The sequence below is a fragment of the Rhizobium sp. 18055 genome, from assembly GCF_902706285.1.
Taxonomy (GTDB): Bacteria; Pseudomonadota; Alphaproteobacteria; order Rhizobiales; family Rhizobiaceae; genus Rhizobium.
The window spans coordinates 1-9,735 of sequence record NZ_CACSKD010000036.1 but is presented as its reverse complement, the minus strand read 5'-3'; the positions used below and the strand labels follow the sequence as shown (position 1 = coordinate 9,735).

The following is a 9,735-nucleotide window of genomic DNA, read 5'->3' as shown; positions in this document are numbered from 1 at the left end:
TAAGAGACGGGTTGCAGGGGTTGCAGGGGCAGCGGGAGCCGTTGCTGCCGGTTCGGCTGGTGCCGGCGCTGTGGCGGAAGCGGCAACCTCCGTTACGCGGCCGTCGGTGTAGGGCTTGTAGGGCGAGTGGGCGGCGACATAGTCGGCGGTGACGTCGGCGAGATCGGGGCCGAAGTCGTAGGCGTTCTTGCCTGATGTGGCGAAGATCGCGTAGCCGTCGCCGCCTGCGCGCATGTAGTTGTTGGTGACGACGCCGTAGCTCTTGGCATTGTCGAGCGGCACGAAGGCGTCGCCTTCCTTGACGTCAACGGAGACGACACGGCTGCCTGGCGGCTTGGTCTTGTCGTAGCTGTACTTCATGCCGGCGACCTGCGGGAAGCGGCCGGCACCTTCCTCGATCTTGCCGAGGCCGTTTTCGAGGGCGGTGCGGATATCGGCGCCGGTCAGCTGGAACGTGGCCAGCGTGTTCTGGAACGGCAGAACGGTGATGACTTCGCCCTGGGTGACGTCGCCGGCATCGATCGAGGCGCGCAGGCCGCCACCGTTCTGGATGGCGATGGTCATGCCCTGGTCCTTGCCGCGGGCGAGCATGGCATCGGCGACGAGGTTGCCCATCGTGCATTCCTCGACGCGGCAAACCTTGCGGTCGCCTTCGATCGGGCCTTCCGACGAGCCGATGACTTTCTTGCGCAGGTCTTCGATCGGCTTGGCGAGTTCGGTGATGCGCGCCGCCATGGTTGCATCGGGGGTGAAGGAGGAATCGATCAGGATCGGGTCGCCCTTGGCGCTTTTGACCACGCCGCTATCGTCGAAATCGATCACCAGATCACCGAGATACTTGCTGTAGGATGCGGCCTGAACGACCGGAACCTTGTAGCCGCCGGGGTTGTCGACCATCGTCGGGTAAGGACCCTCGGCCTTTGCGTCGGTGTTGGACAGCAGGCTGTGCGAGTGGCCTCCGACCACGACATCGACATCGGGGATCTTGGCGATGGCCGAGAGATCGCGCGGATACCCGACATGGGTGAGGGCGATGATCTTGTTGACGCCCTGCTTCTTCAGATCCTCGACGGCAGCGGTGATCGTCTGCACGTCATCGGCGATCATGATCTTCGGGCCGGGCGAGGACAGTTCCTCGGTGTCGTTGGTGACTGCCCCGACGATGCCGATCTTCTGGCCGCCGACCTCGAGCACGATCGAAGGCTTGATGCGATCGCCGATCTTGGCGCCGTCGGCAGCCAGCACGTTGGCGGAAATGACCGGGAATTTCACCTTGTCGAGGAAGGTCGCCAGGCCGTCTTCGCTATCGTCGAATTCGTGGTTGCCGACAGTCATGACGTCGAACTTCATGTCGTTCAGCACTTCGGCTTCGACCGCGCCCTTGTAGGTGGTGTAAAAGAGCGAGCCCTGGAAATTGTCGCCGGCGTTCAAGGTCAGCACGTTCTGGCCTGCAAGTGCTGCGCGGCGCTGGTCGATGGCGGTCTTCAGGCGGGCGGCGCCGCCGAAGCACTCGTTCTTGCCTTCTTCCTCGGCCGAGCAGGTGGAGTCGAACTTGTTGATGGATTCGATGCGCGAATGAAAATCGTTGATGTGCAAAATATTGAGCTGATAGTCGGCAAAGGCGGCACTGCTCGACAGCGCCAGTACGGACGCGGTCAACAGACCGAATTGAAATGATTTCGTCATCCTGTTCTCCTGATTTTTATCGGCGAAGCCTGAACCAGAGCCGGTCCCCGTGCCTTGCCGTCCCTACGCATCGATGTTTTCATCAACCCTTAGTGGCCGCAAGAGAAAAACCTGTGACAGCCGCAATGCATTCCAAGGGCAGTAAACAAAAAAAGCTCCCGTGAGGGAGCTTTTGATCGATCGAGGCTGCAAACCTTACATGTGACGGGTGAGGCTGAATTGCGAGCCGGCGTCAGAGGTGCAGTTGAGCTGGCTCTGGGTGACCAGCGCGCAATTGACCTTCGACTGGGTCTTGCGGACCAGCGAGGTCATGTTGATTTCAACCAGCGTCGGCGAGGTGCTGATGTAGGTGCCGGAGGCGAGCATCTGGTTGGTGTCGGTGGTGCGGGTGGTGAAGGTGCCGGCCTGGAAGGTGGAGATGATGCCGTTCGGGTCCGACCAGGAACCTTCCACGCCTGATGGCGCCGGGTTCGCGGACACGGGCATGGGGCGCGGCGATGGCGACACGCAGGCCGAGAGAGCCGCCGAAGCACCGGCGATCACGAGGAGGGTTTTGAGTTTCATAAGCTTCTCCCGGAAGATTCAGGCCGAAAAGACAGGTTTTGTTAAGGAACACATGGCGCGGGCTTTCCGGGAAGGCAAGGCTTCAAGGTGGCGCATTGGAATTTATACAGCAGGCGTTACAAAAATGCCCGCCTCTCGGCGGGCATTTTCAAATCGGATTTGGTCGGTGATCAGCGAACCAGGATGTTCTTGAACTGCCAAGCATCCTTGGTGTCGATATCCTCAGGGAACAGGCCCGGGCGGCCGTCCAGCGGGGTCCAGTCGGTGTAGTGACCTTCGACCGGGCCGAGGTAGGGCAGCTGTACTTCGAGGCAGCGCTTGTAGTCGATCTCGTCGGCTTCGACGATGCCGGCCTTCGGGTTTTCGAGCGCGTAGACCATGCCGGCCAGAACGGCCGAAGTCACCTGCAGGCCGGTGGCGTTCTGGTAGGGAGCGATGCGGCGGGTCTCTTCAAGCGACAGGCGCGAGCCGAACCAGTAGGCGTTCTTCTCGTGGCCGTAGAGCAGCACGCCGAGTTCGTCGACGCCATCGACCAGTTCGTGCTCGTCGAGAACATGGTGGACCGGCTGCGCGGTGCCGCCATTGCCGAACATTTCATGCAGCGACAGAACGGCGTCGTTGGCAGGATGGTAGGCATAGTGGCAGGTCGGGCGGAAGGTGACTTCGCCGTCCTTGTCGCGCACCGTGAAGTAATCGGAGATCGAGATGGATTCGTTGTGGGTGACGAGGAAGCCATATTGCGGGCCCGGTGTCGGGCACCAAGTGCGAACGCGGGTGTTGGCGCCCGGCTGATCGAGGTAGATGGCGGCCTTGCAGCCCTTCTTGTGCTTCTTGGCGTTCTTCGGCATCCAGTTTTCATGGGTGCCCCAGCCGAGTTCTGCCGGCTGCAGACCTTCGGAGATGAAGCCTTCGACCGACCAGGTGTTCCAGAAGACGTTGAGCGGCTTCGGGTTCTTGGTCAGCTGGGTGTCGCGCTCGGCAATGTGAACGCCCTTGACGCCGAGCTTCTTCATCAGCTTGGCCCAGCCTTCGCGGTCATGCTGATCCGGCTCGTCGAACTTCAGGCCGGTGTCGTTTGCAAGGTTGACCAGCGCCTGCTTGACGAACCAGGAGACCATGCCCGGGTTTGCGCCGCAGGTGGAAACGGCCGTGGTGCCGCCCGGGCTCTTCTTCTTCTCGTGGCGAAGGGTCTCGCGCAGCGCATAGTTGGTGCGGTCGGAGTTCTTCATGTTCTTGTCGAAGTAGAAGCCGAGCCAGGGCTCGATGACGGTGTCGATGTAGAGAACGTCGAGCTTGCGGCAGAGCTTCATCAGGTCGAGCGAACCGGTGTCGACCGAGAGGTTGACGCAGAAGCCCTGGCCACCACCTTCGGTGAGCAGCGGCTTCAGCAGCTCCTTGTAGTTGTCCTTGGTGACGTATTCCTTGATGTGACGGACGCCGTGCTGCTTGAGGATCTCCATGTCGGAGGGCTCTTCGCGCGGATCGATGACGACCAGCCGGCTCTTGTCGAACTTGAAGTGGCGCTCGATCAGGGGCAACGTGCCGCGGCCGATGGAGCCAAAGCCGATCATCACGATCGGGCCGGTAATTTCGGCATATACCGGGTGGGTCTGTTCCGTCATTCTCTTCTCCTATGGAAGGCGGCGAAAGGCGATACGCCTTAAAGAATTCATTTGAAATCGCGCAAATACTGCGGGGGTGACCGGCTCTAATCATAAAACTCCGTCACAATAAAGAGCGTTCGAGCCGGGAATGCAAATATCAGGTCAGGGGCGGTTTGCTTGCAAGCGCGTGCAATTTCGCGGCCAACGCGGCCTTCTGCAGGGTCAGGCCTTTATAGGCTGCCTGTTGTTCATCGAGGTTTTCGAGCTGGGCGGCAAAGCTTGCGGCCAGTCTGGCTGCCTGCGGATGGTGGGCAATCGCTGATATCGGATCGACATAGACGCGGATGGTGAAGAGGATATCGCCCGATACAGGAAGCCTGCGGAGCGTCTGGCGCTCGACGCGGGCGAAGCGCTCGGCCAGCGTGAAGGGTTCGGCCTGTGGCATCAGACGGTGCTTGGAGAGCGGCAAGAAGAGTTCGTCGGTGCGGTTGATCGACCAGTTCATCCGTTCGACCGGCTGGGCGACCTGCAGATTGTCGAAGATGCGGGTGATCAGCGATGCATTGCGCGTGCCCTCGCCAAAGCCCGGCACATCGGCATGGATCGCCTGCATCGGCCGGCTGAACTTTTCCTGCAGCGACCAGGAGGAGGGGAACGCGACGAAGCCGGCGACCAGATGCCAACCATCAGGCTTGCGGCGCATGATAACGAGGTCGTCCTGGATCAACAGTCCGGCACGGATGAGTGGCGGGAGGTCGGGTGTGTCCGAGGTTGCTGGACAGAGCTGCGGATGGCGCTCGGTGAGGTGGGCGTTGAGCAGGTCGAGGGTTTCCTGCTGGGCGTCCTCTGTGCCGGTCTCGGCAACGAAGACCTCGCTGCGATCGTGATCGATCAGCTTGCGCTTTTCGCCGGCATAGCGCCCCCAATCGGCATCCGGCTCGATCCAGCGGGCGGGATCGAGCGGCATCAGGCCGATGGTGAATGGCTTGGCCGAGCCATCATAGGGCGTGTAGGTCGGAAGCGTCATTGTCAGCAAAGTGCCGATTTGTTAGCGTGATGGCAAGCGTTCGCTGGAGACCGGGCAATGGCAAATGACGGGCAGGAGTCAGCGATCGATGAAGCCGTACTGGCTGCCGATAAGGGCGAGTTCATCTCGCATGAGGCTATATGCGCCTGGCTGAACTCCTGGGGTTCCGATCACGAGCTTCCGCCCCCGGAAGTGGATATCCTAAAATTCCGTGCCCGCCGGGAGCGCAGCGTCTAAAGCGCCGGCGTCCCCTGATGGAAGACCATGCGCCAGATGCCGTCGGCATCGCGGCGCCAGATCGAGCTGCGGAGCGATCGGACCGACGGAGCGTCCGGTGCGGTGCGCTCGGAGCGATAGGTGGCGAGCATCACGTTTGCTGCCAGCGGCTGGATCTCGAAATCGGTGAGCGTGCGGGTCGTGCCGTCGGCCGGCTCTTGCAGCAGGGCAGTAATGATCTCTTCGAACCCATAGAGACGGCCCGAGCTGCCGATCTCGCGGAAATCCGGTGCCAGGAGGCGCTCCAGCGAACTGCGCGTATTGCGCACCGCTTGCTCGAACAGCTTTGCTTCCAGGGACCGGAGATGGGCGCGCAGTCGTCGGTGCTTTCACTCATCGGTTCAGCCCTTCAGGATCTCCAGGCCGTCATTGGCCGTGGTGATTGCCACCTCGGTGATCTCGTATTCGCAGACGCCGTGGATGGTGAAGGGGTCGGCGGCGACATAGGCTTCGATCTCGGGGCGCTGACCGACGGCAAAAATGACGCCGCCGGTGCGCGGCACCTTGCGGCCGGAGGCGAGGAACCAGCCCTTTGCATAGCCTTCCTTCACCCAGGCCATGTGCGGCTCCATGTGCCTGTCGGCTTCCTCGTTGGGCTTCACATAGGTGAGAGAAAGGATGAACATGGGGCATTTCCTTTGAGGCTGTTTCGTTTCAGGGCAGCTGAATAGGCAATTTGTGCCGGTCCATCCATAATCTTTTCAGACTTCCGCTCCAAACTGCGAATCATCGTTATTCCAGCGCCCCGGGACCATCGGATGACCCAGATATCGGAGCGGCTTGCGGAGTTGCAGGAGGAGAGTGTCGTTCTGATCGCGCTTTACGATCAGGACGACCGGCTGCGTTATGCAAACGCCGCCTTTCGCTCCACCTTTGCGCTCGAGCCGGATGAATGCCCTTTCTGGGCAGAACTGATGCGCCGCAACACCAGCGCAGGCAAGGGCACGATCATTCGTGCCGCTGATTTCGACACATGGCTGGTCTCGGCGCAATCCCGGCGCGGCAAACTGCCGTTTCGGGCGTTCGAGACCGATGTGGCCGATGGGCGCTGGCTGTGGATGACGGAGACCGTCCAGAGTGACGGCTGGATGCTCTGCATCGCCAGTGACATCACCCATCTGAAGGCCAGCGAGCGCGATGTCAGGCAGGACCGCGATTTCGCACTCAAGGCATCGCAGACCGACGAACTGACCAGCATCTCCAACCGCCGCTTCATGATGGCGGCGCTGGAGAGCCTGGTGCAACGGCAGGCATCGGTGGAGGCGGCGCGTGGCTGTATCTGCATCATCGATCTCGATTTCTTCAAGCGGATCAACGATCTCTACGGGCATCAGACCGGCGACGATGTGCTCATTGATTTTGCCAGGCGGGTGCATCCGCTGGTGCGGCGACGCGATAGTTTCGGGCGGATCGGCGGCGAGGAGTTCATGCTGATCCTGCCGGATACGGTGCTGACGCAAGGGGCCGCGATCATCGACCGGGTGCTGAGTGCGGTGCGCGGCGCCCGGCCGATCCGTTCGGTGCCGGCATTCTCCTACACCTGTTCGGCAGGCCTTGCCGAGCTGCATGCCGGCGAGACGGCGCGCGAGGTTTATGCGCGGGCCGACGAGGCGCTCTATCACGCCAAGCAGAGCGGGCGCGACCGGCTGCGGATCGTCGCCTAAAGAATGAGCCGGGTGGCGATCAGGCCGCGGAGCGAATTGCCGACGTAGAGCTTGCCTGATGCCAGATCGTCCAGCGTGATGCGGCCGATGCGGGCTTTGCGCTGGCAGATGAGTTCGGTGCGGAGCACGCCGGCAAGCAGACCGCAGGAGATTGGCGGGGTGCGCAGCGTGCCGGTGCCGTCGTCGAGGAAGACGGAGGTGATGGTGCCCTCGCAGACTTCGCCACGTTCATTCAGCATGATGACTTCGTCGGCTTGCGACGCTGGGTATTCGGCGCGTGCCGTGTCGTAGACGGCGCGGCGGGTGGTCTTGATCCGAAGCAGCTTGTCGCTGGAATCGAGCCGCTGGTTGGCGATGCGGATGGTCCAGATCGTCTCCGGCGCCAGCGGCGTGAAGGGAGCGGTGGTGACGGCGGTATTGCCGTCGCGATCGAAGGTCAGGCGGACGCGCTGGGCGGTGGTGGCATTGGCGACGGCTTCGTTGAGCCTGGCTGTTGCGTCAACCGGCTTCGGGAAGCCGATGCGACCGGCTGAACGGGAGAGGCGGGCGAGATGCAGGCGCAGGCGAATGAGGCCGATGTCGGGTTCATAGCGCAGGGTTTCGATCAGCTGGAAGTCGGTCACGCGGCTGGCCTTCCGGTTCCCGCGATCTGCTGATCGCCGATAGCGAAGCGGGCCTTGAGCAGGCATTCCTCATATTCGGCCTCGGCGGTGGAATCGAAGACGATGCCGCCGCCGACGTTGAAGATTGCTCTTCCGTCGTCAAACAGGCTGAGGGTGCGGATGGCGACGGAAAAGCGCATGGCGCCCGTCGGCGCGATCATGCCGATGGCGCCGCAATAGGCGTCGCGCGGGCCGTCCTCCAACTCGTGCAGGATGGTCATGGCGCTGATCTTCGGGGCGCCGGTGATCGAGCCGCAGGGGAAGAGGGCGGCGAAGATATCGCGGATGGTGAGGCCGGGGAGCAGCCTGGCCGTGATATGGCTGACCATCTGGTGGACGGTGGGGTAGGTCTCGATGTCGAAGAGTTTCGGGACGTCGAGCGTGCCGACTTGCGTGATGCGGGAGATGTCGTTGCGCAGGAGATCGACGATCATCCGGTTTTCGGCCTGCGTCTTGATGTCCTCGCGCATGGCGGCGATGATCGCGGCGTCTTCGGCCGGGCTTTCGCCGCGCCGTGCGGTGCCCTTCATCGGGTGCGTCTCGATCCAGCCGTCTTCGTCGGTGCGGAAGAACAGTTCGGGCGAGCGTGACAGGATGACCGGACCGCCGAGATCGACCAGCGCGCCGTATTTCACCGGCTGGCGCGATATCAGCGACCAGAAGGCGGCGCGGGGATCGCCCGACCAGCGGGCCTCGATCGGCATGGTCAGATTGGCCTGGTAGCAATCGCCCTGGCGCAGGTGCCGGTGCAGGCGGTCGAAACGGTTCTGGTAGGTTGCGAAATCCCAACCGGCTTTCGGAGCGGTGAGGAACTCTTCGTTTTCGAGGCGTTGGCTTGGTTGCGCCAGCGGGTGGGTGTCTGCTTGCGGTGCGTCGAAGATGCCGAAGCAGAGGAGAGGGGTTTCGCGGTTTTCGGTGGCGAAGGGGGCGAGCTTGTCTTCGAACAGGTGGCCGGCTTCGTAGGACATGTAGCCTGCGAGCCACTTGCCGGATGCCTTGGCCTCTTCCATGCGGGTAAGGGCAGCGAAGACCTCGGCGGCCGTGTGGGCGACGATGATTTCGGCCGGGTCGGTGAAGAACATCACCTGGCCTGAGGTGTCGTCGCGGAAGAGGATGTGGGGCTCAGGCATCGACGTGATGCGCCCTGTTTGCTGCTGTGATGCCTTTGCTGACAAGGCTCGCTACAGTCAGCCCGACCTTGCTTGCGCTGTCGTGGTCACCTGTGGCCGTTGCCACATACACCCTCATTCCCGTGCCTGTCACGGGAATCCAGCCACGGCGCGTCTGCGCCGTGAAGGAACCTGCCGCCGGCAACGTGTCTCCCGCGCCCAAGGACTTGGGCGCACTGGATTCCTGTGGCAAGCACAGGAATGAGGGAGGGGAGGAGGCGTTCATTGGTCCTCTTGTGTGTTGCATGGTTTGGTCATGGCTGGCTACCCTATCTCGGCTCACGCCTCATGCGGTGACGCGATGGTCCTCTTCTCCCCAGCGGGGAGAAGATGCCCGGAGGGCAGATGAGGGGGCGGAGCGGAGCGACGAGCGGTGACGCCCGCTCCCTCACCTCAGCCCTTATCTAGCGCTTCCAGCTCGTCGATCAGCCCCTCGATCATCGACAATCCCTTGCTCCAGAACGACGGATCGGTGGCGTCCAGTCCGAAGGGCTTCAGCAGTTCGGAGTGGTGCTTGGTGCCGCCGGCCTTGAGAAGCTCGAAATACTTGTCCTGAAAACCCTGGTCGGCGTTCTGGTAGACGGCGTAGAGCGAGTTCACCAGGCAATCGCCGAAGGCATAGGCGTAGACGTAGAAGGGCGAGTGGATGAAGTGGGGGATGTAGGTCCAGTAGGTCTCGTAGCCTTCCGAGATCCTGATTGCCGGGCCGAGGCTTTCCTCCTGTACCGATAGCCACAAGGCGCCGATATCGTCCGATGTCAGTTCGCCGGCCTTGCGCGCCGTATGGACCTTGCGCTCGAATTCGTAGAAGGCGATCTGGCGGACGACCGTGTTGATCATGTCCTCGACCTTCTGGGCGAGCATCGCCTTGCGCTCTCTGCTGTCCTTCGTCTTGTCGAGCAAAGCGCGGAAAGTCAGCATTTCGCCGAAGACGGAGGCTGTTTCGGCAAGCGTCAGCGGGGTCTGGCACATCAAGGCGCCCTGACCGCCGGCCAGAACCTGGTGCACACCATGGCCGAGTTCGTGGGCGAGCGTCATCACGTCGCGCGGCTTGCCGAGATAGTTGACCAGCACGTAGGCTGT

11 protein-coding genes are annotated in these 9,735 nt (G+C 62.1%); 2 read left to right on the top strand and 9 right to left on the bottom strand.

The genetic code is table 11. The annotated features are described in order from the left end of the window. From GVL52_RS27550 to GVL52_RS27535, 4 genes are all read right to left on the bottom strand, one after another. Positions 1-1,686: bifunctional UDP-sugar hydrolase/5'-nucleotidase (locus GVL52_RS27550; RefSeq protein WP_160012595.1), on the bottom strand; the 1,686-nt coding region annotated here is incomplete at its 3' end. A 195-nt stretch (positions 1,687-1,881) separates the two neighbouring features. Further along, positions 1,882-2,250 (bottom strand): outer membrane lipoprotein Omp10, encoded by a 369-nt coding sequence (omp10, locus tag GVL52_RS27545; RefSeq protein ID WP_160012594.1) that lies wholly within the window; start codon positions 2,248-2,250, stop codon positions 1,882-1,884. 170 nt (positions 2,251-2,420) lie between these two features. After that, entirely contained in the window at positions 2,421-3,872 is a 1,452-nt protein-coding gene (locus tag GVL52_RS27540; protein WP_160012593.1) for a homospermidine synthase, read from the bottom strand. Positions 3,873-4,011: 139 nt separating this feature from the next. Continuing rightward, positions 4,012-4,881 carry a DUF3445 domain-containing protein gene (locus GVL52_RS27535; protein ID WP_160012592.1) on the bottom strand — a complete coding sequence of 290 codons (870 nt, stop codon included), beginning with the start codon at positions 4,879-4,881 and terminating at the stop codon, positions 4,012-4,014. 57 nt (positions 4,882-4,938) lie between these two features. On the opposite strand from GVL52_RS27535, the gene GVL52_RS27530 reads away from it, so the two are divergent. After that, on the top strand, positions 4,939-5,118 hold the full coding sequence (locus tag GVL52_RS27530; RefSeq protein WP_160012591.1) for a CopG family transcriptional regulator: 180 nt from the start codon (positions 4,939-4,941) through the stop codon (positions 5,116-5,118). On the opposite strand, the gene GVL52_RS27525 is transcribed toward GVL52_RS27530, so the two are convergent. Both GVL52_RS27525 and GVL52_RS27520 read right to left on the bottom strand, forming a co-directional pair. Then, entirely contained in the window at positions 5,115-5,474 is a 360-nt protein-coding gene (locus GVL52_RS27525) for a DUF4440 domain-containing protein (RefSeq protein ID WP_160012596.1), read from the bottom strand. The two genes, GVL52_RS27530 and GVL52_RS27525, sit on opposite strands and share 4 nt — an antisense overlap. A 24-nt stretch (positions 5,475-5,498) precedes the next feature. Then, positions 5,499-5,783, bottom strand: a complete 285-nt coding sequence (locus GVL52_RS27520; RefSeq protein ID WP_160012590.1) for a YciI family protein — start codon at positions 5,781-5,783, stop codon at positions 5,499-5,501. A 132-nt stretch (positions 5,784-5,915) separates the two neighbouring features. Here GVL52_RS27520 and GVL52_RS27515 point away from each other — a divergent pair, with 132 nt between their 5' ends. Then, positions 5,916-6,821, top strand: a complete 906-nt coding sequence (locus tag GVL52_RS27515; protein WP_160012589.1) for a sensor domain-containing diguanylate cyclase — start codon at positions 5,916-5,918, stop codon at positions 6,819-6,821. Here GVL52_RS27515 and GVL52_RS27510 read toward each other — a convergent pair. The 3 genes from GVL52_RS27510 to GVL52_RS27500 all read right to left on the bottom strand — a co-directional run. Next, a complete protein-coding gene (locus GVL52_RS27510; RefSeq protein WP_160012588.1) occupies positions 6,818-7,444 on the bottom strand; it encodes an aminotransferase class IV family protein in 627 nt (208 codons plus the stop codon). The two genes, GVL52_RS27515 and GVL52_RS27510, sit on opposite strands and share 4 nt — an antisense overlap. Continuing rightward, positions 7,441-8,613 carry an aminodeoxychorismate synthase component I gene (locus GVL52_RS27505; protein ID WP_160012587.1) on the bottom strand — a complete coding sequence of 391 codons (1,173 nt, stop codon included), beginning with the start codon at positions 8,611-8,613 and terminating at the stop codon, positions 7,441-7,443. Before GVL52_RS27505 ends, GVL52_RS27510 begins: the two co-directional genes overlap by 4 nt. Positions 8,614-9,045: 432 nt before the next feature. Next, the coding region (locus GVL52_RS27500; RefSeq protein WP_244619314.1) for a M3 family oligoendopeptidase at positions 9,046-9,735 on the bottom strand (690 nt) is incomplete at its 5' end.

What these genes read in the sequence shown, in the direction of transcription:
- GVL52_RS27540 (WP_160012593.1), bottom strand. Translation starts at nt 3,872, where the DNA reads ATGACGGAACAGACCCACCCGGTATATGCCGAAATTACCGGCCCGATC.
- GVL52_RS27520 (WP_160012590.1), bottom strand. Translation starts at nt 5,783, where the DNA reads ATGTTCATCCTTTCTCTCACCTATGTGAAGCCCAACGAGGAAGCCGAC.
- GVL52_RS27515 (WP_160012589.1), top strand. Translation starts at nt 5,916, where the DNA reads ATGACCCAGATATCGGAGCGGCTTGCGGAGTTGCAGGAGGAGAGTGTC.
- GVL52_RS27530 (WP_160012591.1), top strand. Translation starts at nt 4,939, where the DNA reads ATGGCAAATGACGGGCAGGAGTCAGCGATCGATGAAGCCGTACTGGCT.
- GVL52_RS27535 (WP_160012592.1), bottom strand. Translation starts at nt 4,881, where the DNA reads ATGACGCTTCCGACCTACACGCCCTATGATGGCTCGGCCAAGCCATTC.
- omp10 (WP_160012594.1), bottom strand. Translation starts at nt 2,250, where the DNA reads ATGAAACTCAAAACCCTCCTCGTGATCGCCGGTGCTTCGGCGGCTCTC.
- GVL52_RS27505 (WP_160012587.1), bottom strand. Translation starts at nt 8,613, where the DNA reads ATGCCTGAGCCCCACATCCTCTTCCGCGACGACACCTCAGGCCAGGTG.